Source organism: Sorangium sp. So ce185, from assembly GCF_051526825.1.
In the GTDB taxonomy this organism is placed as follows: domain Bacteria; phylum Myxococcota_A; class Polyangia; order Polyangiales; family Polyangiaceae; genus Sorangium; species Sorangium cellulosum_D.
Genome location: NZ_CP150316.1, coordinates 3334198 through 3356638 on the forward strand (window position 1 = coordinate 3334198; position 22441 = coordinate 3356638).

A 22441-nucleotide genomic window follows, 5' to 3' on the forward strand; every position below is an offset into this window, starting at 1 on the left:
GCTTCAGAAGTTCGGCCGAGCCGGGACCGGCAGGGCGGCGGAAGGGGTCTTCGAGGTCGTCCGCGGGGCGGCGCTCCGCCGGGCGCCCGCGTTCCGGGGCGACGCCGAGGGGCCGGCGCCGCCGTCCGTCGGCTCGCGGCGCGGCTCGCCGGCGGCCGCCGGCGCTCCGGCCGAGCGCGCCGGCGCGGGGTGGGCCAGGTTCCCGGCGTCTTGCCCGGCCGTCGTCGGCGCGGCGGCGGCGGCGGGCGAGGGCAGATCGCGCGGCGCGGCGGACGTCGCGGCCGGGGGCGGGTCGGCGCCGCCGTCGCGCGCGGTCACGCCGCGCAGGGTGAACAGCGCGAGGCCGATGGCGACGACGGCCGCGACCGCCGCCAGCGCGACGATGGCGGAGCGCCGCCGGCCCGAGGGCGGCAGCGCGATCTCCTCGCGCTCCTCGCGCGCGATCGTCTCCACGTCCGGGCCGCTGCGCGGCGGGCGCGCGGCCGGCCGCTCCGAGAGGCGCCGCTGGCCGCCGTCGCTCAGCCAGTGCACGGCGAGCGACGTCCCGGTCACGTCCTCCTCGACCCCGTTCTCGGTGGCCCACCGCGCGAGCGCCACGCCCATGTCGCGCATGGTCCGCCACCGCCCGGCGCGCTCCTTCGCGAGCCCGCGCTCGATGATGGTCCACAGCGCCGCGTCGCCGACGCCGAGGTCGGTGATCGGCACCGGATCCTTCACGAGGATGGCGGCCACGAGGTCGTGGTAGTTGCCGCCGAGGAACGGCCGCTGCCCCGTGAGCGTCTCGTAGAGCACCACCGAGAACGCCCAGACGTCGGTCTGCCCGTCGACGTCGGTGATGCCGCGGGCCTGCTCGGGCGACATGTAGTCGGGGCTGCCGAGCACCGTGCCCGCCTTGGTCACGTCGCCGCCCGCGGTCTCGCTCCACACCTTGGCGATGCCGAAGTCGACGATCTTGGGGATGACGTCGCCGCGATCGTTCTTCACGAGGAAGATGTTCTCGGGCTTGAGGTCGCGGTGGACGATCCTGCGGTCGTGCGCCGCGGCGAGGGCGCTCGCGATCGGCAGCAGGATGCGGAGCGCGGCCGCGGGCGAGAAGCGCTTCCGGCGCTCGATCGCCTCGACCAGCTGCTCGCCGCGGAGGACCTCCATCACGATGTACGGATCGCGGTGATCGGACTCCCCGAAGTCGAGCACCCGGACGATCGAGGGGTGATCGATCCGCGCCGCGGCGCGCGCCTCCTGCTGGAGGCGCAGCGTCGCCTCGGTCGAGGTGACCTCGCGCCGGATGAACTTGAGCGCGACGTCGATGTTCAGCACGTCGTTGTGGGCCAGCCACACCATCCCCATGCCGCCTTCGCCGAGGACGTAGCGCAGCCGGTACTTCCCGCCGATCACGTCGCCCTCGCGGTAGATGCGCCGCGTCGACCGCGCCGGGCCGGGCGACGGCGCGCCGACCTGCCGGAGCGACGACAGGAGCGATGGATCGAGCGACTCCGGATCGAGCAGCTCCGGGTCGCCCGCGTCGGGGGCGCTGCCGCGCGGGAAGGCCGCGGACGACGACGAGGGGCGGCTCACGCCATCAGCCCGCAGCGTCGATCCCGTCGAGGGTGCGGGCGCGGAGGTTGAGCGCGGCGACATGGAGCGAGGGTATTCTAACTTTGCCGGTCTCCTACAGCCATGGTCTCGCGCGGCCGTTGCGCGCGCGGCGAGCGCGCGCTCGCGGCAGGGCGCTCGATCAACGCGCGCGGCGCGCGCGCTCGCCGTGGGCGCCGCGGGCGTACACCTCGTGCGATGTGCGCCGACTGGCGACAGGGCGGTGCCCGGTCTTGTGCTCCACGAGGATTTTTACCCGCGGGCCGATGCGCACCGTGAGCGGGCCGACGTGCTCGTGCACGTCCCCATCGCACACGTAGCGGACCACACCGGAGCGCGCCTCGAGCACCGCGCGCTGCGCGATCTTCTCGAAGGTGTGCGCCTCTCCCATCGGCTGCGCTCGCCAGATGTCGCGCAGCTTCCGCACGAAGCCGAGGGCGGAGGTGTGGATGCCCAGCATGTGGAAGCTCTCGGGGCGCTCGTCGTAGCGGTGGAACGGGCGGAACCCGAGGCCGATCTGGTCGACGGTGCCGGCGGCGACGGCGAGGTAGTCGCGGTCCGGGAAGGCCGAGCCGTCGTCGAAGTGGACGCGGCCCTCCCAGCGCGCGGCGACCTGGGTGTCGGTCTTGAGGAGCACGGCGGCGCTCGCGCGGGCGAGGACCTTCGCGGCCCAGATCGCGTTCCGCTCCTCGCTGCGGTTGTACTCGGCGATGAACCCGTGGACGCAGCCGGTGCCGAAGATGAAGCCGTAGTGGGCGCCGATGTGCATCACGTGGCGCTCGACCCAGCGCAGCGGGTGCCGGCCGCGGTCGGTGTAGCGGGCGATGAGCCCGGCGAGCAGGCCGTCGGGGCGCCCGCGGGGCACGCCGACGGCGTTGGCCACGGTGTTCATCGTCCCGCCGCGCAGGAACGCGATCGGCGGCAGCGGCTCGTCCTCGTAGACGTCGAGGAAGCCGGTGATGGTCACGTGGTTCGTGCCGTCGCCCCCGGAGATGCCGAGCACGTCGATGGAGAGCTTCCTGAAGTCCTCCGCGATCCGGGCGAGGTCCTCGCGGGTGCGCGCGGTGCGGACGACGCCGTGGTCGCCGAGCGCGCGCGCGAGCCGGACGGCCGCGCGGGGATCGCTCTGGTTCTGGCGCGAGCGGGGGTTGATGATGACGCCGATGCCGCCCATCTAGCGCCGCCCTTGCGGCGTCTTCCACCGCGGCTTGAGGTGGACCCGCATGACGTCCGCCATCAGGCCGAGGTGGGCGCAGTGGTCGGGCTTGTCGTCGCCGGTGTACCCGCGGAGGTGGAAGTCGCCGCGGTCGAAGCGCCGGATCATGTCGAGGCCGAGCACGTCGCGGCGCGAGGAGCCGCGCGGCTTGCCCCGCAGCTGCTGCACGATGAAGCTCGCCGTCTCCGCGGTCGACGCGTAGCCGGGCGGCAGGATGGAGGAGTGGCTCATGAACATGAACGCCTCGCCCGCCGCGGCGCGCCGCGCGAACGCGATGAACGGCTCGATCTGCGCGACCTTGAGCTTGCGCTGGTGCTCGTCGGCGTACCCGGCGTGCAGCGAGTCGAGCAGCACGAGCGCGTCGACCCGCTTGCCGGCGGGCTGGCGCAGGATCTGCTCGATGGCGCCGTAGCCCGCGCTCCAGGCCGAGAGGCCGAGCTTCCGGATGTAGACCTTCTTCTTGCCGGTCTTCTTCGCCACCGCGCGCTCGATGCTGTCGAGCAGGTTCTCGAAGACGTAGGGCGCCGAGAACGCGCTCGAGTACGCGCCCGAGCCGATGCCGAGGTCGATGCCGACGAGGACGGCGCCGTCGGCCGTCTTCACGAACTCCTTCCGGAGCGCCTCGTGGCCGTGGAAGTGGATGATGACGTCGAAGCCGCCGCGCTTCGTGACCCCGCCCTTGTGGGGCATGATCATCTGCCCGATCGAGGGCGCGCGGGACCACCGGTCGTAGACGCCCCAGCCCGGATCGGGGGTCATGCAGGGGTTGATGTCGCCGCGGCGCTTCTTCGAGGGGGTGGCGCGGCTGCTGGTCGCTCCCGGCCGGTCGCGCCGCGCCGGGCTGCGATCGGCGCGCGGGCCGGACTCCGGGGCTGCGCCGCCCCCGCCGGAGGGCGGGGCGCCGGCGCCGTCCTGGGGCGCGCCGTCCTGGGGCGCGCCGTCCTGGGGCGCGCCGTCGTCCTGTGCGGCGCCGTCTTCCTGGGCCGCACCGGCCGGCGGGGCGGCCTGCGCGGCCGGCGGAGGCTCCGGGGGCGCGCCGGCGTTCGCGGCGGCCGGGTCCTGCGCCGCTGCAGGGGGCGCGGCGAGCCACCAGGTGGCGGCGAGCAGCGAGAGGAGCGCCCATCGCCCGGGGGGCCGGCGGGCCTGCAGAGGAGTTTTCATGTCGGGTGGGCCTCCATTCCATGGAACCGCGTGCGGATCGAGCGATCGGTGCAGCGGCGCCGCCGCGGCGCCGTCCGCCGCGACGGCGCGCGGGCGTCCGGCGGCGGCGCGGGCGGCGGGCGGGGCGCCCTGCTCGGGCGAGCGTCACCCCGGCGGCGGCTTCCCCTGGGGGAAGGCCGCGCCGGCGTCGGCGGCGGCGAGGATGCGCTCCTCGGCCTGCGAGGCGAGCTTCTCGACCGCCGCGGCGGCGTCGGCGGGGGGCAGCGAGCGGAGGAACTGGATGAACTCCGGCTCGAGGCCGGGCTTCACGCCGCTCAGGACGAGCACGATCGGGATGGCGGGCTTCTCGACCTCGGCGAGCTCGGTGGCGCGGGCGCGCCAGCGGCTCGCCCCGAGGGCGAGGCGGAAGGCCCACTGCCCGCCGAGGCCGATGAGGAGGCCGGCCATGACGCCCGCGACGAAGAGGTCGGCGTCCTTCGGCGCGAGGAGCGCGGCGGAGAGCCCGCCGATGGCCGCGCCGATGACGATGCCGGGCTCGCCGCTGTTGTGCGCCGCGGCGGTCTTCAGGATCTCCGCGGCCTGCATGCCGGGGCGCCCGCTGCGGACGGCGTCGCGCAGCGGCAGCAGCGTCGCGAGGCGGCGCATCGAGGCGGCGCGCACGCCGAGGTAGCTGATGAGCAGGGCGCAGACGGTCAGCCCGACGCCGACGCTCACCGCCACGCGCCGGGAGAAGACGCCCTGGGGGAGCGGCTCGCGGACCATCGCGGTGAGCGCGCGCTCCCGGTCGCGCTCGGCGTTCGCCTTGTAGGCGGCCTCGGCGTCCTTCGTGGCCTGCGCGACCTTGTCGGCGGGGATGTCGGCGAGGAGCGAGAGCAGCTGCTTCGCCGCCTCGAACTGCTCGGCCTCGGCGGTGCCCGGCGGCGTGATCGTGGCCGCCTTGACGATGGCGTCCCAGGCGGGGATCGCGCTCACGCGCGCCCCGAGGAGCGCCTCGGTCGCCTCGCGGCAGCCGGCGAGGGTCTTGACCTGCTTGTAGAGCGGCTGGGCGGACGCCCACGCGCCCTGCTTGTCCGGCTCCTTGGGCTTCGGCAGCGGCGTGTTGCGCGGCGCGCGCGTCTTCGTGACCGGCGGCGGCGCCGGGGGCTCCTCGCCCGGAGCGGGCATGCGCGCGGATTTCGCGGCCTTCTTGAACAGGTCGATCTCGACGATGAGCTTCTCGCCGGCGAGGGCGCACGCGCGCGCGGGGGCGATGCGGGCCTCGGACTCCTCGGCCTGCCGCCGCGCGGCCGGGTCGGGGACGAGCCTGCCCTCCACGGTCACGAGGCGGAGGACCGCCACGGCGATGCACAGGACGAGGATGGCCGAGGCGATGAAGGTGGCGCGGACCTCCTCGCGCCGGGTGTACTCGTTCACGCTCGCTCCCTCGGAAGTACCGGAGATGGGCAGGTCGGCGCGAGGGCCGTGCGCGCCGGGGCGGCCGCGCGGCCGTCCGGACGCGCCGCGCCACGATCGGCGTGTCGGCCGTCCGGACGCGCGGCGCCACGATCGGCGTCGCGGCCGTTACGGCAGGGGGACACCGAGGGAGCGCGAGCCCGTCGCATGCAGTTCACCGTTAAACCAGATGCCGGACCGATACCACAGCGTCGCTCGCAATGGAGTCCGCTGCTTCCCTCGCGCCGGCGTCGGCGCGGTTCCGCGCGGTCGCGCACGGTTCGGCGCGGTGGTCTGCGCCCCCGAGCGCCCTGGAACTTGCTCCGCCCCGGGGCGCTTCGTGTAAGGGTGCGGAGAAGGCGTGGAGGCTGCCGTCACATCCCACAAGTCCGTCGAGACCGCTGCCCCGGCGCGCGCCGCGCTGTCCGATCAGGGCGCGGAGGCCGCGAGGCGCGGCGCCCCCGCAGTGACGTCCGGCGTGGCGGCGGCGTCCAGCGCGGCGGTGACGTCCGGCGCGGCGGTGACGTCCGGCGCGGCGGTGACGTCCGGCGCGGCAGCGGCGCCCGGCGCGGCGGCGGAGCGAGCGGCGAGCCGGGGTCTGTGGATCTCGTCGACCTACTTCGCCGAGGGCTTGCCCTACGCGATCGCGCACAAGGTGGCGGGGGAGTTCTTCACGGCGGCGGGGGCGAGCCTCCAGATCATCGGCCTCGTGTCGCTCTACGGGCTCCCGTGGAACCTCAAGTTCCTCTGGAGCCCGCTGGTCGACCTCCACGGCAGCGCGCGGCGCTGGCTCGTGGGGGCCGAGATCGCGCTCGCGGTGATCCTCCTCGGCCTCGCCGCGACGGCGGAGAGCGGCGCGCTCGGGCTCGTCGCGGCGCTGTTCGGGCTGGTCGCCGTCGCGGCGGCGACGCACGACATCGCGGTCGACGGCTTCTATCTGCAGGCGCTCGACAAGGACGCGCAGGCGGCGTTCTCGGGGCTGCGGGTCGGGGCGTACCGGCTGGCGCTGCTCGCGGGCGCGCTCCTGGTCGCGTTCGCCGGCTGGGCGTCCTTCGGCGCGTCGTTCGCCGTCGCGGCGGCCGCGCTCGCGCTGCTGGCGGGCGCGCACGCGATGGGGTTGCCGCGCCCCGCGGTAGCGCCCGCGCCCGGCGCCACGGCGCCCGGAGCGGCGACGGCGCCCGGGGCGGCGCCGGGAGCCGCCGGGCTGCGGCGGTACGTCGAGCCGTTCCGTGTGTTCCTGCGCCAGCCCCGGATCGCGTCGAGCCTCGCGTTCATCCTCTGCTACCGGGCGGGGGACGCGCTCATGTTCGCGATGTCGTCGCCGCTGCTGAAGGACCTCGGCCTCGACACGGCGGCGCGCGGCAACGTGGCCGGCGTCGGCACGGTCGCCTCGATCGCCGGCTCGACCCTCGGCGGTGTGCTCATCAAGCGGTGGGGGCTCGCGCGCACGATCTTCCCCATCGCGCTCCTGCAGAGCCTGGCGATCCTGCTTTATGTGGCGCTCGCGTGGCTCAGGCCGACGCTCCCGTGGATCGTCGCGCTCGTCACGCTCGAGCAGATCGCCGCCGGGATCGGCACGGCGGTGCTCGTGGTGTTCCTGATGCGGCGCTGCGTGGACGGGTACAAGTCGTCGCACTTCGCGATCGGGTCGGCGCTGATGTCGGTCTCGGCGACGTTCGCCGGCAGCGTGAGCGGCTACCTCGCCGCCGGCGTGGGGTTCACGGCGTTCTTCGCGATCGCCTTCGCGGCGTCGATCCCGGGGGTCGTCCTGTCGCGCTGGGTGCCGCGGGAGTAGCTGCCACCGGTCGCGGAGGCGCCCACTCACTCCGCGTCGGGGCCGAGCAACCAGGCCAGCAGGGCCTCGGTGTCCAGCTCGAACACGGCGGCAGCCGCCTGGGAATCGCCGAGCGTGCTCGCCCTGTTGGCCACGGCGGCCTGCTCCGCGGCGCTCAGCTCGCGGCGCAGCCGGCGCGCGAGCACGCCCCGCAGCATCTCCTCGATACCCTGTCTGCGGCCCTTCTCCATGCCCTTCTCGATACCCTGCTCGAACACCTCCCGCAGGGTTTCGCTCGCCAGGATCGACTGCTGATCCAGCTCCTGTACTCGCATCCTGATCTCCTTGTGCCAAGTCTGCCCCCAGGGGGCCAGCTCCGCCAGCACCTGCATCACGGCATACAGCTCCGCGCGCTGCTCGTCGCGAGGCTCGCGGCGGCGGATCTCCTCGACCACCTGCCGGATGGAGCCCTCCGTTGCGTCCACGGCCAGAGGCGTGAAGACGAGCCAGAACACGCCCGGTCGCGCCATCAGCTCGGCCACTTTGCGTTGGTAGACAGCCTCGATGCGGAAGCTCTGTCCGCAGAAGCGCTCGCTCTCGGGCCAGTTCGTGCGGAACTGCCCCTCCAGCGGCCACGGAGCCGCGCGCCCGCTGAGGAGGACGGCCACGCTCTCCACCGGGGGAATGGCGCCGTCGCCCCGGCCCGGGTCGACCGCGGCCCGGAGCGAGAGCACGAGCAGGACCGCGTACTCGAACATGCGGAGCGCGAGGTCATTGCCCGGCGCGACGATGAACTCCAGCTGCACCAGGCGTCGCTCACCGCCGCCGCGGAGCTCGAGGACCCGGTCGATCCTGCGCTCCAGCGCGGTCAGCTGCGTCTCGACCCACGAGACCGAGTCGACCGCAAATGCGAGCGTCAGACCCCGAGCGAGCTCGTCGCCGCAGCGCAGCGCGATGTGCCGCAAGGCGATGTCGTACTGACCCATTCCACCGATCTCCACGTGGGCGCACGCAGCGAGAGAGGCCGCTGCGCCCGGCTGCCCCAGCGCTCCACCTCGACCCTCGACCGGCCCTGTGCCGTCCGAGGTGCTCTCGTTGTGGATTTCCGGGCAGGAGGTGCGGACGATCTGGAAATGAGATGAGAGGCCACGAGCGAGGCCGCCGCGCCCTGCGTGACCATCAGGACACGCCACCCGGCCATCAGGACACGCCACCCGGCCATCAGGACACGCCACCCGGCCATCAGGACACGCCACCCGGCCATCAGGACATCCCACCGCCACCTCTCCCCTCCGGCGCCCTCCCACGCGCGTCCAGATCGTGCGTCGACTCTGGACACCCCTTCGAGCGAGCTCATCTTTGCCGCTCCGCGCCGCGGCCGCGGGGCCGCGGACCGCAGGAGGAGGGGGTCGAGCAATCGTCATGGCAAAGAAGGGGAAGGATTACGATCGCTGGGTCAAGGCCGCCGCCGAGCAGGCGCGGACCGACAACCCGCTGAGCCTGCCGTACGACGTCGCCGTGCGCGAGGCGGTCGCCGCCGCGGCGTTCGTGAAGAAGTACTGGGAGCCCGACGGCGAGCGCCCGGGCCTCAAGCGCGTCAAGAGCCGCCTGCCCGCTTCGAGCAGCGAGGAGCTGCTCTCCATCGTCCACGCCGTGCAGGAGGCGCAGACGCGGCTGCTCCTCATCATCGACCCCGCAGTGACCGACCTGGGAGAGCGCGCCCGGTTCTTGGTCGATGAGCTCGAGTCGGCGCTCGAGTTCCTGCTCGACGACGACGTCGACGAGCCCGCCGACGCGCAGCTCGCGCGCCTCAAGGAGTTCCACGCGCAGGACGGCCAGCGCTCCAGCGCCCTCTCCCAGGCGCTCCGCGATTACGCGGAACTCGCGGAGTCGCTCGAGGACCGCCTGGTCGAGGCCGACGAGGAGTTCGACGTCCGCCTCATCGCCGAGGCCCGGAAGCTCGCGGAAGACCTGCAACGGCGAACGCTGGAGGCGATCCCCGAACGCGCCACCTCGGCCGCCGCGACCACGATCCGCAATCAGCTCCTGCACCTCATGCTCGAGCGCGTCGGCGCCATCCGGAAGACGGCGGCGCACGTCTTCCGCCGCCATCCGGAGATCGTCCGCGAGGTCACGAGCGCCTACGAGCGGCGCCGCCGCGCTGCATCGCGGCGGGAGAAGGCCCGCAAGGCCGCGGAGAGCACGCCGGTCGAAAACCGGCAGGGGGCGGTGCCTCCGCCCGCTGCGCCCGCGAGCCCGGCCGGCGCTCCGCCTTCGTGAGCCCGGCTGTCCCGTGCCCGCGCCGCGCTTTCCTTTCGCTTCCGCCGTGCGTCCGTTTTCCGTGACAACTTGACAACGGCACCCTCGCCGGCCGCATCTCGCCCTCGGTGCTCCCGGCCGCTTGCGTCCCGCCTGGGACCGGCGCAACCCTCGGGCCCATGCAGACCCGCGCGCGTCACCCGCCGCTCCCGCGCTCCACGGGGCCGATCCTGGCCGCCGTGGCCGCCGCCTTCTCTCTCTCCGGGCCGAAGGCCGCCCCGGCCGCGCCGCCCGAGGCCGCCGCTCCGAAGCCCGCGCCGGGAGCGCCGACCGCCGCCTCCCCCCCGCCCAAGCTCGACGTCCCCTTCACCAAGTACGCCCTCGAGAACGGCCTCACCGTGATCCTGCACGAGGATCACGCGCTGCCGATGGTCGCCCTGAACCTCATGGTCAAGGTCGGCTCGCGGTTCGAGGAGCCGGGGCGCACCGGCTTCGCGCACCTGTTCGAGCACCTCATGTTCATGGGCACGCGCCGCGTCCCCACGAAGCAGTTCGACGCGTGGATGGAGGCCGAAGGCGGCTGGAACAACGCGTGGACCAGCGAGGACCGCACCGACTACCACGAGGTCGCGCCGGCCCACGCGCTGCCGCTCCTGCTCTGGCTCGAGGCCGACCGGTTCGCGTCGCTCGCCGACAGCATGGACACCGCCAAGCTCAACACGCAGCGCGACGTCGTGAGGAACGAGCGCCGCCAGACCAGCGAGAACGAGCCCTACGGCAAGGTCGAGCTCCTCCTGCCCTCGCTGATGTACCCGAAAGGGCACCCCTACCATCACCCGGTGATCGGCTCGCACGAGGACCTCCAGGCCGCGACGGTCGACGACGTGACCGCGTTCTTCCGGCGGTGGTACGTGCCGAACAACGTCTCCCTGGTCGTGGCGGGCGACTTCGAGCCGCAGAAGGCGCGCGACACCATCGAGCGGTACTTCGGCGGCATCCCGGGGCGGCCGGTCCCCGCGGTGACCGCGCCGCCGCCGGTGAAGCTGAGCGGCGTCGTGCGCCAGACGATCGAGGACAACGTGAACCTCCCCAAGGTGGTCATGGCCTGGCACAGCCCCGCGCGCTTCGCGCCGGGCGACGCCGAGCTCGATCTGCTCGCCACGGCGCTCGAGCAGGGCAAGGCGAGCCGCCTGTACAAGGCCCTCGTCTACGACAAGGCGCTCGCCCAGGAGGTGAGCGCCCTGCAGAGCTCCGGCGATCTCGGCTCGACGTTCACCGTCGAGGCGATCGCGCGGCCGGGCGTGCCGCTCGAGAAGCTCGAGGCCGCCATCGACGCCGAGCTCGCCCGCGTGCGCGACGAGAGCCTGAGCCGCGAGGAGCTCGACCGGGCCAAGAACCAGTACGAGACCGCCTTCGTGACGGCGCTCGAGTCGGTCGCCGGCCGGGCCTCGATGCTCAACCGGTACGAGACGTGGACGGGCCAGCCAGGGTTCGTGGAGCAGGATCTGAAGCGCTACCGCGACGCGACCGCGGCGTCGCTGCAGGCCGTCGCGAAGAGCACGCTGGACCCGAACGCGCGCGTGATCCTGCGGGTCGTGCCGAAGGGCAGCGACGAGGCGAAGAAGGGCAGCGACGAGACGAAGAAGGCGGTGACGAAATGAGAGCGAGGAACGCAGGCGCCCTGATCGCGCTGGTCGCCGCGGCCGTCGGCTGCGAGCCGAAGGCGCCGGCGCAGTCCCCGGCACGGGCGGAGGCGCCGCAGAAGGCGCCCCCGGCCGCGGCCGCCCAGCCCGCGGACCCGCTCGGGCCCAAGCCGGAGCTGCCCAAACCGCAGCCGTTCACGCCGCCCGCGCCCGTGGTGCTCGACGGGCCGAACGGCATCAAGGTGTGGCTCCTCGAGCGCCACACGCTGCCGATCGTGGCGGTGTCCGTCGCCGTCGCGTCGGGGTCGGCGGACGATCCGAAGGGCGCCGCGGGCCTCGCCCACATCACGGCCGACATGCTCGACGAGGGCGCGGGGCAGCGCAGCGCGGTGGAGCTGTCCAGCGCGATCAACGATCTCGGCGCGACGGTCTCGGTCGGGGCGCGCGCCGACGGCAGCGTCGCGACCCTCTCCGTGCTCAAGAAGAACTTCGACAAGGCGTTCTCGCTCCTCGCCGACGTCGTCGCGCGCCCGCGCTTCGAGGCGAAGGAGTGGAAGCGCGTCAGCGAGCTCTGGCAGAACGACCTCCGCAAGCGCGGCGACGACCCGACGCGGGTCTCGGCGCTGGTCTCGACCGCCGCGCTCTACGGGCCGGGCACGCCGTACGGGCACCCCGTCGAGGGGCTGCTCGCGGACGCCAAGTCGATCGGGCTCCCGGCCGTCAAGGCGTTCTACAAGGCGGCGTGGCGCCCCGATCGCGCGGTGATCTCCGTGGTCGGCGACATCACCCGGGACGAGGTGATGCAGGCGATCGCGCGCGACCTCGGGGCCTGGTCCGGCAAGGGCGCGCCGGCGGGCGCCGCGCCGGCCGACAAGGGCGCGCCGGCCGCGCCCGCCGCGGCCCCGGCCTGGAAGCCGCCGCGCCTCGTGCTCGTCGACCGCCCGGGGGCGCCGCAGTCGGTGATCGCGGTCGTGCGGGAGGGGGTCGCCGCGAGCGATCCGCGGCGGCCGCTGCTGCAGCTGGTCAACACCGCGCTCGGCGGCTCGTTCACGTCGCGCCTGAACCAGAACCTGCGCGAGGATCACGGCTGGTCCTACGGGGCCGCGTCGGCGTTCAGCGAGACGAAGCGGCCGGGCGCCTTCGTCGCGCGGGCGTCCGTAGTCGCCGAGGCGACCGGACCCGCCCTGAAGGAGATGCTCGCCGAGCTTGCCAAGATGGCAGACTCGGGGCTGACCCGGGACGAGCTGGCGAAGGTGCAGGCGCAGGACCGGGCGGACCTCGTCTCCGCCTACGAGACGGTGAACCGCACCGCGCTGCGCCTCGGGACGCTGGCGAGGCTCTCGCTGCCGGAGACGTTCGACGGCGCCGCGAGCCAGGCGCGGCAGCAGGCGACGCTCGCCGGCCTCGCGGAGCTGGCGAGGGCGGTGGATCCGAAGGGGGCGACCCTCGTGATCGTGGGCCCGCGGCAGGAGATCTTGCCGCAGCTCCAGGCGATCGGCCTCGGCGAGCCGGAGGCCTGGGACGTCGAGGGGCAGCCGATCCAGCCGAAGAAGACGCCCTGACCGGCCCGCGTCCCCGCTGCCCGCGCTCCTCCCGCCGCGCGGTGAGTCGCCTCTCGTCCCCGTCTTCCGTCTTCCGTCTTCCGTCTTCCGTCTTCCGTCTTCCGTCTTCCGTGCTCGTCCTTCGTGCGCGTGCGCGTGCGCGATTCCCCGGAGTCAGCGCGCACGCGCACGCAGACGAACACGGAGACGAGAGACGAACTACGGAAGACGCCTGCACTGAACCCGAGCGAAAGCCGCTCCAGGCGCGAGGTCGGCCCCCGCGCCCTCAGGGCGAGGTCGGCTCGAAATCGATCGGGTTCGTCGGCGCGCCCTCATGCAGGACGCCGTCGCCGAACCAGTAGACGTAGCGATGCTCCTGAACGCCGTCGAGGTACGCCTCCAGCCGGACGATGGCGCCCTCGGTCGTGGTGAACGTCATCGCGTCGATGTCCGAGCCGGTCTCGGCGTGGAGGTACGCGATGCCATCGTCGGCGAGGCGCGTCGCGTCCGACTTCTCGAGGTCGGTGCCCACGATGTCGAACAGCTCGGACGACGTGTCCACCGAGGCGTAGAGGTCGAAGCTGCAGACGACCTTGGAGCTGTTGGTGTCGCAGGTCGTCCAGAGCCGCCACGTCCCGCCGGCCGCGTACTCGACGAAGATGCCGACCCCCTCGCCCGGCTCGCTGCTCAGGGCGGCGTCCGTGTCGATGGCGACGAGCATCGGCTCGTCCGTGGGTGGCGGAGGCTCGTTGTGGTCGTCGTCGTCCTCCCAGCCGTCCCCATCGTCGTGCTGGTGGCCCCCGTGGTGGCCGTCCTCGTCGACGATGATGCAGCCGGACGAAGCGAGGGGCGCGGCGACGAGAAGGAACGACCACAGCCCCAGTGAACGAAGCTTCACGAAGTCAGCGGAAAACGTCATCGCATCTGCTCCTGCCCGTGGGCGTCGCAAGACGTGGACCAATCGCTACCTCGACCGCGGACGAGCCGGCGGCGCCGGCGCCGCCCTCCCCGGAGCCGGGCCCGACGGGATGTGGATCCTGGGGCGCGGGGCCGGCGCGCTCGGGAGGGCGCGCGGCCTCGCGACCGGCGCGCTCAGCTGCGGTGCCGGCGCCGGCGCCGACCGCTGCGGGACGGCGCGCGGGGCGGACGGCGAGGCGTCGACGCGGGGCGCGGGCGGCGCGGTGACGACGCGCGGCGAGGGGGCGACGCGCGGCGAGGGGACGACGCGCGGCGAGGGGGCGACGCGCGGCGCCGGGAGCGCCCGCGGCGGCGGGGCCGGCGCAGCCGACGGGGGCGCGACGGTCGCCCTCGAGGCGCGGTGCGGCGCGTCCGCGCCAGAGAAGCCCCGCCCCGGAAGGCCGGGCCTGGCGACGGAGGCCGGCGCGTCGTCGTGCGACCTCGGCGTGCGCAGCGACGGCGCCGCCCGCCGAGCGCCCGCCGGCGCCGGGGGCGCCGAGATGCGACGCGACGACGGGGGCGCGAGCCGCGCGCTCGGCGTCGTGCTCTTGCGCGCATACGCGAGGGCGCGGGGATCCGCCTTGCCGCGGACCTTCGGCGCAGCCGACGAGGGGACGCGGGCCTCGGCGAGCGAGGGCGATGCGGGGCGGTAGCTGCCAGGACGGATGCCGTGGGACGGGCTGGAGTGCCCCGCCCCCCGCCTGCCGTCCGGGCGGATGTCGTCGCGCCCGGTCCGGCTCACGGTCGGCCGCGCCGGCCTGTAGGGGTGCGAATGCGCGGCGATGCGCCGGACGACCTCGCGATCCCGGATGACGTGCCGGTGGACGTGGTGGTGGAACACGTAGGTCGTCGGGCAGAAGACGTACGCCGCCGGGGGCACCGTCCACAGCGACACCGCGACGCCGCTGCTCCAGGTATAGGTGGGCGGCATCGGGGCCCAGCCGATGTAGCCGTCGTCGCCGACGCGCCAGACCACCCACGCCGGGGCGTAGGCGCGCCCCGGGATCCAGGCCCAGCCGTGGACGGGGAGCCAGACCCAGCGGCCGTAGTGGAAGGGGATGTGACCCCACTCGTAATCGCTGACCCACAGCCACTCGCCGTCGTCGGTCAGCTCCCAGCGGCCCGCGGTCTGGTAGGGCGCGAAGCCCGGGCCGACCACGACCGCGGAAGGCACCCAGACCCGGCCGTAGCTCGCGTCGTCGATCCAGGTGCCGTACGCGGCGAGCGGCTCCTGGAACTCGACCAGGGCGCTCGGGTCGGTGTCCTCGTAGTCGTCCACCGCGATCTCGGCGCTCACGCCGACCTCGGCCTGGACCGGCTGGGTCTCGGCGGGCCGTGAAGCCGCGGTCTCACCGGCGGCGGAAGGCTCGTCGGTCGTGTAGCCCTGCGGCAGGCCCTGGGCGGCGGCGCTCGATGGCGCGGCGACGAGCGCGGCGAGCAGCGGCAGCGCGCCCGCGAGCCGGCGGAACAGGGGCCTGGTGATGCCCGACGCCGCAGGCGCAGGGCGCTTCGGGGGAGCGGACGGGGGGAGAGGCATCGGGTGCATGATGGGTCCTTCTCGAGGGGGATGCCAGGAAGAGGTCGGGCTGGCCTCGGGCGTCCTCGGGTCTCTTCAGACGTCCTCGCGCGCCGGATCAGTCACCGCGCGTTCACCGCGCTTTGCAAGCTCCGTTCCGGAGCTCACCCGGAGCTCGGGGCGCCGCTTCGCCAGGCCACGCGTCGCGTCGCGGCGCGCGCCGTCGACCGTCGAGCCCGCGTCGCGGCGCGCGCCGTCGACCGTCGAGCCCGCGTCGCGGCGCGCGCCGTCGCGCATCGCGGCCCTTGCCTCAATCGAGGTCGCTGTCGTCGAGCGCCGGCGCCTCCTCGTCCGACGGCGGCGGCGCTCGCGAGGGCAGCGGCGGCGGCGCTCGCGAGGGCAGCTGCGGCGGCTTCGGCAGGAGCGACAGCCGCGCGTGCGCGTCGGCCAGCTTGCGATCGGCCTCGCGCAGGCGCCGGTTCAGCACCCGGATCACGGCGTCGGCGATCTCGGCCGTCTCCCGCACCGCCTCGTGGAAGTCCTCCGCGGAGACCCGGAGCAGCTCCGCGTCCTCGGTGACCACGGCGGTCGAGCCCCGCGGCTCGCTGTCGAACAGCGACATCTCGCCGAAGACGTCGTTCGCGCCGAGCCGCGCGACCTCGCGGCCGTCCAGGGTGAGGCTCACCTCGCCCGAGATGATCGAGTAGAGCGCGCCGCCCGGCTCGCCCTGGCGGAAGATGACGTCGCCCCGGGCCAGCGAGACCACGAGCGAGCCGCGCGCCAGCGCCACGAGATCGTCGCCGGCCACGCGCGAGAACAGCGGGACACGCTGGAGGAACAGGACCTTCTCGATGGTGGTGTACATCTCGTCCTCGGGCTCGATGCCGGTGCCGCCGGTGACCGCCCAGTATCGTGCGTAACGGGCCACCGCGGGATCCTCATCGGCCCGCAGCTCGGCGAGGCGCTCGGCGGCGCCGGGCGGCGCCGTGACCGCGATCGCGATGGCGGCGGCCTCGCGGACGAGCGGGTCGGGGTCCCAGGTCGCGGCGAGCGCGTCCGCGGCCGCGCCGGAGATGGCGCGCCGCGCGACGGCGTCGAGCGCGAGCGCGGCGCTGTAGGGCTCGCCGCGAACGAGCTCGCGGCGGATCCAGCCGACGGCGGCGGCCTCGGGCGGCATGGGCTTCCGAGGGAACTCGGCCGAGAGCGCGAGCAGGCGCTCGACGAGGGAGACGAGGCGCTCGCGCAGCGGCCGGTCGAGGAGCGACTCCAGCACCTCGAACGCGTTGGCCCGCAGCGCCGGATCGGGGCCGAAGACGTGGGTGCGCACCAGGGCGACGACCTCGCGCGGGTAGGCGAGCTCGCACAGCCGGAGCACCCGGATGATCCCCTTCCGCAGCCGGCGGAGCAGGTGCTGATCGAGCAGCGGGCCCGCGACGCGGGGGCGCACCGCGATGTACGCCTCGCGCGTGCGGACGTGCTCGACCGTCTCATCGTCGATGCAGGCGCGGATGCGCCGGAGGGGGGCCGGCGGCGCGCGCAGCGCGAGGCGCAGGCGCGAGGCCGACGCGAGCACCTTCTGGCGGAGGGCCTCGTTCGGGTGGTCGATCCGGGCGAGCAGCGCGTCGAGGGCGCCGTGGCTGGAGAGCCGCGCGAGCACGCGCGGGATCGCGAGCCGCGCGGCGCGCGGGGTGCCGTCGTCGTCGAGGCGCGCCGCGAGCTCGGGGATGGCGGCGTCGCCGAGCGCCTCGATGGCCCGGGCGGCGGCCGACGCGAGGGCGCGCTCGGCGAGGGCGTCGGCGAGCAGGGGGAGCAGGCGCGGATCGGCGACGCTCGACGAGGAGCGCACGGCCTCGCGGCGCACCGCGGGGTCGGGGTCGCCGATGAGCCGCGCGAGCGCGCGCTGGAGCGACGCGTGGCCGACCATGCCGAGGATGCGGGCGGCGGCGACGCGGTCGCGCGGGGAGGGGCTCTCGAGCAGCGCGCGCAGCCGCGGCGCGCCCTCGAGCATGCCGTCGAGGCCGCAGTAGCGCAGGAGCGCGGCGATCGCGGCAGCCCGGAGCTCGTCGTCGCCGGGCGCGCCGGCGGCGGCGCCGCGGGGCGCGTCGCTCTCCCGCGCGAGCGCGAGCAGCTCGTCGTGGGCGTCCTCCCGCAAGAGCGCCGCGAGGGCGTCGACCGCGGCGACGCGGACTGCGGTGTTCCGGTCGCGGATCGCCGCGCGCGCGATCTCGGCGCCCTCTTCGTGCTCGAGCTCCGCCGCGAGGCGCACCGCGAGCGCGCGCACCCTGGCCGAGCCGTGGCGCGCGAGCGCGGGCACGGCCTCGCGCACGAGGGCGGGGTCGAGCTGGCGCAGCTGATCGACGGCGAAGAGCACCTGCGTCATGGCGCGGCTGTAGAGCGCCTCCGTCAGGATCGCGCGCGTCTGCGGGCCGTAGACGACGCTGTCCGGCTCGATCTGGCGGCGCATCAAGGTCCGGCGCATGGCGTCGAAGTAGCCGCGCCGCACGAGCGGGATGAGGGCGATGGTGGCGACGCAGAGCGGGAGGCAGTAGAGGCCGATGCGCGCGGCCTCCTCGACGAGCGCGGGGCCGGTGGCGGCGGTGGGCGCGAGGGCGAGCAGGAGCAGCGCGCCGAGGCCGTAGCCGAGGGGCTTGGCGATCGCGGAGACGAGCGTCCTCACCCGCTCCCGGAGCGCCGGCGGGAACGGGAAGAAGAGCAGCTGCATCGTCGCGTCGTGGATCGTGAACTGGAGCGCGTTGTCGCTCAGCTTCATGATGGAGGCGAAGGCGAGCGAGGGGATCGCGACCAGCGCGGCGGTGCTGGCGGTGAACGCGGCCGGCATGGCGAGCAGCCCGCCGAGCACGCCGTGGCGGCGGAGGACCGCCGGCGTCGCGCCGAGCTGCACGAGCAGGCCGATCACGCCGACGGCGCCGTAGAGGTGCGCCATGAACCGGGCGAGATCGTCGCGGTCGGGGTAGGCGGTGAGGGCGATCGCCTTGAACTGGTAGTCGCCGACCGTGAGCACGGTGAAGAGGAGGAGCGTCAGGAGCGCGATGGTGAGGGCGTAGCGCGATCGCCACACTTCCATGCGGGGGAGGCGGGCCTGGATGCGCTCCTCGTCGCCGGACGGGGGCCGCTCCAGCGGGTGCCGCCGCGCGAGCGCCGTGGTGAGCGAGGCCATGGCGAGCAGGGCGGCGATGAGCACGAACAGCAGGTTCTCGGTGCCGATCCACGTCACGACGAGGCCGGTCCCGAAGCCGCAGGCGACGGTGCCGACGACGCGGCCGCTGCCGATCAGGCCGAAGAGGCGCTTGGCGCTGCGCGCGTCGTGCAGGTCCTGGGCGACGGCCCAGACGAGGACGGCGGTGAAGTTCGCGATGATCTCGGACCAGATGTAGAAGACGAGGATCGCGCCGCGCACCTCCTGGCCGATGAGCACGCGCAGGAGCGCGAACGTGATCGCGCCGAACAGGGCGAAGGCGACGCACAGGCGGGCGCGCGGCAGGCGGCGGGCGACGCGGTCGTAGGCGAGCGCCGCGACCGCGGAGGCGGCGCCGTACACGATCCACATCGGCGCGATCCAGGTGACGGGGAACCTGGTGAGGAAGAGCGCGTCGCGCGCCGAGCGGCCGACCACGAAGATGAGGGCGGCGAGGAAGAGCAGGCAGAAGAGCAGCGCGCTCCGGTGCAGCTCGACGCGGGTGAGGGTGACGCCGAGGACGGCGGTGTCGGTGCTCGGCGGCGCGCCGCTCGGCGGCAGCCGGCTGGGCCGGCTCGACGTCGGGCGCACGGACGGGGCGGACCCGGGCGCAGGCGCGCCGTCCGGGCGCGCGCTCGGCTGCCCGGAGCGCTGCGGCTCCGGAGCGGCCGCGCGCCCCTTCGCGCTCGGCTCCGCGGGAGCTGCGTCGGTCGGGTCCACCCGGCCCAGGCTAGCCGAGCTCTCTCGAAGAGCGCGTGTTTCGGGCCACGCGGTGCGTCCAGCGTCGCGGCGCGGCGCGCCGGCCCGCTCGCCCCCGCGCGCCGCGGCGCCGCTGCCAACTTGTCAGGAACGGACCGCGAGGGTGGCCACCTCGTCATTTCGCGCGTCGCCGACGTGGGCATCGAGGCGCCCTTCGGCGGGGGCGGTCGAAGGGTCCTCGGTGCTTCCGAGCGCGGCGGACGCGGGGTTCGGACGGGGCTCCGACTGGGGCAGAGGCGCCGTTTCCCTGCTGCGCGGAGGGCTGTGCGAGGCATTTGCGGCGTGGTACGAGCTGTGCTGAAAGGACCCGCCCATGGACACGACAAGGACTCTCGTGCGGCTCCGGCCGCGAGGGCGGCGGCACCTCGCCCGGATGTGCGCGGCGGCGCTCGCGGCGGCGGCGCTCGCCGGAGGCGCGCGCCGGGCCGATGCGACGGTGACCATCAGCACCGACGTGGATCGCACCGGGGACAGGCGCCAGGACGCGCAGAACCCGCTCTGGATCAGCCGCGAGGACTGCCTGACGGACAACGATCTGCGCTTCACGGTCACGCTGAGCGACTTCTCGACCAGCCAGACGCTCGAGGTCTGGGTCAGCGAGTCGCAGGACTGCACGCTCTACTCGAACCGCGACACGGGCACGCGATGCCGGAAGGTCACGGCCGTGTCGCCCCTCCGCGAGACGATGGACATCGAGCTGTCGTCCAAGGAGATCGCGACGGCCCTCGGCGCCGAGGAGTGCGAGGGCACGCGGTCCAGCACCGGCGCGGTGTCGGTCACCATGTACTTCATGCGGCTCGAGTCCCTGGACGAGGACGGGCCGGATCACGCGAAGTGGGAGAGCACCAAGCTGGATCTCCAGGGCCCGAAGCCGCCGACGGAGGTCGAGGCGCACCCCGGCGATGGTCGTCTCCTCGTCGACTTCAAGCAGAACGAGGACGAGGACGTGGAGGGGTACTATCTCTACTGCGACGGAGGGGGGCAGTCCTCGCCCGGCGCGGGCGGGGCGGGGGCCGGCGGAGGCGACGGCGGCGCGGGGGCAGCCGGCGGCGGGAGCGGGGGTGGAGCGACGGGAGGTGGCAGCTCCGGATGCGGGGCGTCGCGCCTGGTCCCCGGGGAGGTCCCGGCGACCGCGTTGCGGTGCGGCAAGGTCGGGAAGGCCAACCGTGGCGAGGCGGCGAAGTTCGAGGACGGCGCGGCGATCGCCAACGGCACGTCGTATGTCGTCGGCGTCGCGGCCTATGACCTCGTGGGCAATGCCGGCCCGCTGTCGGAGCTGTCCTGCGCGACGCCGGTCGAGGTCGACGGGTTCTTCGAGAAGTACCGGGAAGCCGGCGGGCAGGCCGGCGGCGGGTTCTGCAGCGTCGGGGGGCCGGTCGGGGCCGGCCGGTGGGTGTCGGCGCCGCTCGGCGTGGTCGTGGCTGGCGCGGCGCTCGGTCTATGGCGCAGGGGCCGCCGCCTTCGCGCGCGTTCCATCAAGCAGGAGAGCCAATGAACCGTCATCTCCGTCATCTTGCTGCGGCGAGCCTCGCCGGCAGCGCGGCGCTCCTCGTCGTCTCCGCGGCCGGCGCGCAGACGGGCCGGAGCGACTGGCGGCAGCACGATCGGGCGAGGATCCTGCGCGAGGAGCGCTATGCCTCGCCGCAGAGCTTCGCGTTCGAGCTCCGCTTCGCCCCGTACTCTCCGGAGGTCGACGAGGAGTTCTCCGGCGCGGGCCCCTACGAGGGGACCTTCGGCGACGGCGCGCAGTTCTATTTCGGCATGGAGCTCGACTGGCTGCCGCTCCGGATCCCGTACGTCGGCGCGATCGGCCCGGGGCTCGGCTGGGGGTACACGTCGACGTCGGCGAAGGCGTTCGAGGCGGGCAGCGACACGAGGGCCGAGGCGGAGGAGACCTCGCTCACCATCATGCCGATGCACGTGTCCGCCGTCCTTCGCGGCGACGAGCTGATGCGCAGGACGGGCGTTCCGATCGTGCCCTACGCGAAGGCGGGGCTCGGCATGGGCCTCTGGTTCACGTCGTCCGGTCCTGGCACGGCGGACGTCGATGGGGTCCGGGGCGAGGGCATCACCTGGGGCACGCACCTCGCGCTCGGCGCGATGCTCGCGCTCAACTGGATGGACCGCCGCGCGTCGTCGCAGCTCGACGAGACGACGGGCATCAACCACACCTACTTTTTCGGCGAGTGGATGTACGCGAACCTCGACGGGCTCGGCTCGAGCCCGCAGATGCACGTCGGCACCTCGACGTGGGTCCTGGGTCTGGCCCTCGACATGTGAGACGCTGCGCCGGGCGCTTCCGCGGGGGAGCGCGGCGCCGGGGGCTCTCGTGAAGGGAGCGCGGCGGCAGGCGTTCGTGTGAGGGAGCGCGGCGCCGGGGGGCTCGCGTGAAGGGAGCGCATGCCGCCGAGCGCCCGTGGGCGGGCGCGCGGCGGTGGGGGCTCGCTCAGGGCGCGCCGTCGTCGAGCGGCGCGGCGCCGTCGTCCTCTTCGATCACCGTCGTTCCCCGGGGCCGGGTCGTGGCCGGGCGGCGCGGGGGGCTGTCGCTCTCGAGGGCCTTGACGGTCTCCGGAGAAGGAGGCCCGAAGATGGGCATCGCGAGCTCGCGCGCGGTGCCCTCGCGCTCGTAGGCGATCTTGAGCTCGCTCGCGCTGGCCAGGGCGCGATAGGCCGCGAACAGGTCGTCCGGGCGCTCGAGCGTCGTGCCGTTCACCTGGGTCACGACGTCGCCTGGCTTGAGCTCGATGGAGCTCCAGTCTGCGGGCAGCGCGAGGATCTTCCAGCCGATGAACGCGCCGGCCCGGATGACCTCCTCGACCGGGACGCGCCGCAGGATCCAGGGCGGGCCTTGCAGCAGCACCCGGTCGACGTCGGCGCGGGCGAGCTGCCCGGCGGGCGCCGCCTGCTTGGCCGGGGCTGCGCTCGCCCCCTGCTTGGCCGGGGCCGAGGCCGGAGCGGCCGCCTGCTGCCCGCCGCACCCCGCGAGGACCGACAAGGAGAGACATGCGCCGAGCATGAGCCTTCCGCGCGTTGACATCGGCGGGACTATGCGCGGGAGACCCGAGGGGGCCAAGTAAGCTGCAGGCGCGACGGGGACGATGAAAGCGGGCGGCGGAGCAGGCGAGCGCTTTGGTAAGCGGCTCGTCGGGATCGCGGCAGGGGACGGGATCGTCGGAGAGGGTCGGGGAGGCGGGATTTGAACCCGCGACAACGAGCACCCAAAGCTCGTGCACTACCGGACTGTGCGACTCCCCGGGCGGAACGTCCGCGAGCGGGACCATAGACGAGGTGTCTTGCCGGGGCAAGCCAGCTCGCTCGGGCGCCCGGGCCTGCGGGGGCGTGGGTCGCGCGGCTTTCGTGCGGTTTTCGTGCGGTTTTTCGGTGCGGCAGCGCGA

General features: G+C 74.2%; 16 protein-coding genes and 1 tRNA gene. 6 read left to right on the plus strand and 11 right to left on the minus strand.

Translation table 11 applies throughout. The features are described from left to right. Positions 1-3: 3 nt before the first annotated feature. From WMF26_RS12400 to WMF26_RS12415, 4 genes are all read right to left on the minus strand, one after another. Positions 4-1575 carry a serine/threonine-protein kinase gene (locus WMF26_RS12400; protein ID WP_438000481.1) on the minus strand — a complete coding sequence of 524 codons (1572 nt, stop codon included), beginning with the start codon at positions 1573-1575 and terminating at the stop codon, positions 4-6. A gap of 160 nt (positions 1576-1735) precedes the next feature. After that, positions 1736-2767 (minus strand): diacylglycerol/lipid kinase family protein, encoded by a 1032-nt coding sequence (locus WMF26_RS12405; protein WP_438000482.1) that lies wholly within the window; start codon positions 2765-2767, stop codon positions 1736-1738. Then, entirely contained in the window at positions 2768-3970 is a 1203-nt protein-coding gene (locus WMF26_RS12410; protein ID WP_438000483.1) for a hypothetical protein, read from the minus strand. It abuts the gene before it with no gap. A gap of 144 nt (positions 3971-4114) precedes the next feature. Next, a complete protein-coding gene (locus WMF26_RS12415) occupies positions 4115-5383 on the minus strand; it encodes a hypothetical protein (protein WP_438000484.1) in 1269 nt (422 codons plus the stop codon). A gap of 379 nt (positions 5384-5762) precedes the next feature. Between WMF26_RS12415 and WMF26_RS12420 the strand changes: the two genes are divergently transcribed. Then, complete coding sequence (locus tag WMF26_RS12420) at positions 5763-7196, plus strand: MFS transporter (protein WP_438000485.1); 1434 nt, start codon at positions 5763-5765, stop codon at positions 7194-7196. Between the two features lie 26 nt (positions 7197-7222). Here WMF26_RS12420 and WMF26_RS12425 read toward each other — a convergent pair whose 3' ends face one another. Next, complete coding sequence (locus WMF26_RS12425; protein ID WP_438000486.1) at positions 7223-8161, minus strand: hypothetical protein; 939 nt, start codon at positions 8159-8161, stop codon at positions 7223-7225. A gap of 436 nt (positions 8162-8597) precedes the next feature. Here WMF26_RS12425 and WMF26_RS12430 point away from each other — a divergent pair, with 436 nt between their 5' ends. From WMF26_RS12430 to WMF26_RS12440, 3 genes are all read left to right on the plus strand, one after another. Next, positions 8598-9455: a hypothetical protein gene (locus WMF26_RS12430; RefSeq protein ID WP_438000487.1), complete on the plus strand. Its 858-nt coding sequence runs from the start codon at positions 8598-8600 to the stop codon at positions 9453-9455. Positions 9456-9613: 158 nt separating this feature from the next. After that, entirely contained in the window at positions 9614-11095 is a 1482-nt protein-coding gene (locus WMF26_RS12435) for a M16 family metallopeptidase (protein ID WP_438000488.1), read from the plus strand. Continuing rightward, positions 11092-12639, plus strand: a complete 1548-nt coding sequence (locus WMF26_RS12440) for a M16 family metallopeptidase (protein ID WP_438000489.1) — start codon at positions 11092-11094, stop codon at positions 12637-12639. Before WMF26_RS12435 ends, WMF26_RS12440 begins: the two co-directional genes overlap by 4 nt. 265 nt (positions 12640-12904) lie before the next feature. On the opposite strand, the gene WMF26_RS12445 is transcribed toward WMF26_RS12440, so the two are convergent. The 4 genes from WMF26_RS12445 to WMF26_RS12460 form a co-directional block, all read right to left on the minus strand. Then, complete coding sequence (locus tag WMF26_RS12445; protein ID WP_438000490.1) at positions 12905-13537, minus strand: hypothetical protein; 633 nt, start codon at positions 13535-13537, stop codon at positions 12905-12907. A gap of 45 nt (positions 13538-13582) precedes the next feature. After that, positions 13583-15121 (minus strand): DUF6600 domain-containing protein, encoded by a 1539-nt coding sequence (locus WMF26_RS12450; RefSeq protein ID WP_438000491.1) that lies wholly within the window; start codon positions 15119-15121, stop codon positions 13583-13585. 66 nt (positions 15122-15187) lie between these two features. Next, entirely contained in the window at positions 15188-15388 is a 201-nt protein-coding gene (locus WMF26_RS12455; protein WP_438000492.1) for a hypothetical protein, read from the minus strand. Between the two features lie 13 nt (positions 15389-15401). Beyond that, complete coding sequence (locus WMF26_RS12460) at positions 15402-19007, minus strand: Npt1/Npt2 family nucleotide transporter (RefSeq protein ID WP_438000493.1); 3606 nt, start codon at positions 19005-19007, stop codon at positions 15402-15404. 352 nt (positions 19008-19359) lie between these two features. On the opposite strand from WMF26_RS12460, the gene WMF26_RS12465 reads away from it, so the two are divergent. Together WMF26_RS12465 and WMF26_RS12470 are read left to right on the plus strand one after the other, a co-directional pair. Then, positions 19360-20541 carry a hypothetical protein gene (locus WMF26_RS12465; protein WP_438000494.1) on the plus strand — a complete coding sequence of 394 codons (1182 nt, stop codon included), beginning with the start codon at positions 19360-19362 and terminating at the stop codon, positions 20539-20541. After that, a complete protein-coding gene (locus WMF26_RS12470) occupies positions 20538-21326 on the plus strand; it encodes an MXAN_2562 family outer membrane beta-barrel protein (RefSeq protein WP_437337315.1) in 789 nt (262 codons plus the stop codon). The genes WMF26_RS12465 and WMF26_RS12470 overlap by 4 nt, the downstream gene beginning before the upstream one ends. A 166-nt stretch (positions 21327-21492) precedes the next feature. Here the strand turns inward: WMF26_RS12470 and WMF26_RS12475 are convergent, their stop codons facing one another. Together WMF26_RS12475 and WMF26_RS12480 are read right to left on the minus strand one after the other, a co-directional pair. Next, positions 21493-22062, minus strand: a complete 570-nt coding sequence (locus WMF26_RS12475) for a serine protease (RefSeq protein ID WP_438000495.1) — start codon at positions 22060-22062, stop codon at positions 21493-21495. 165 nt (positions 22063-22227) lie between these two features. After that, positions 22228-22301 (minus strand) — tRNA-Pro (locus WMF26_RS12480). Positions 22302-22441: the final 140 nt, after the last annotated feature.

Excerpts from the sequence above, each read along its gene's own strand:
- WMF26_RS12405 (WP_438000482.1), bottom strand. The coding sequence starts at position 2,767 with ATGGGCGGCATCGGCGTCATCATCAACCCCCGCTCGCGCCAGAACCAG.
- WMF26_RS12410 (WP_438000483.1), bottom strand. The coding sequence starts at position 3,970 with ATGAAAACTCCTCTGCAGGCCCGCCGGCCCCCCGGGCGATGGGCGCTC.
- WMF26_RS12425 (WP_438000486.1), bottom strand. The coding sequence starts at position 8,161 with ATGGGTCAGTACGACATCGCCTTGCGGCACATCGCGCTGCGCTGCGGC.
- WMF26_RS12430 (WP_438000487.1), top strand. The coding sequence starts at position 8,598 with ATGGCAAAGAAGGGGAAGGATTACGATCGCTGGGTCAAGGCCGCCGCC.
- WMF26_RS12435 (WP_438000488.1), top strand. The coding sequence starts at position 9,614 with ATGCAGACCCGCGCGCGTCACCCGCCGCTCCCGCGCTCCACGGGGCCG.
- WMF26_RS12440 (WP_438000489.1), top strand. The coding sequence starts at position 11,092 with ATGAGAGCGAGGAACGCAGGCGCCCTGATCGCGCTGGTCGCCGCGGCC.
- WMF26_RS12445 (WP_438000490.1), bottom strand. The coding sequence starts at position 13,537 with ATGACGTTTTCCGCTGACTTCGTGAAGCTTCGTTCACTGGGGCTGTGG.
- WMF26_RS12450 (WP_438000491.1), bottom strand. The coding sequence starts at position 15,121 with ATGCACCCGATGCCTCTCCCCCCGTCCGCTCCCCCGAAGCGCCCTGCG.
- WMF26_RS12455 (WP_438000492.1), bottom strand. The coding sequence starts at position 15,388 with ATGCGCGACGGCGCGCGCCGCGACGCGGGCTCGACGGTCGACGGCGCG.
- WMF26_RS12465 (WP_438000494.1), top strand. The coding sequence starts at position 19,360 with ATGGACACGACAAGGACTCTCGTGCGGCTCCGGCCGCGAGGGCGGCGG.
- WMF26_RS12470 (WP_437337315.1), top strand. The coding sequence starts at position 20,538 with ATGAACCGTCATCTCCGTCATCTTGCTGCGGCGAGCCTCGCCGGCAGC.
- WMF26_RS12475 (WP_438000495.1), bottom strand. The coding sequence starts at position 22,062 with ATGCTCGGCGCATGTCTCTCCTTGTCGGTCCTCGCGGGGTGCGGCGGG.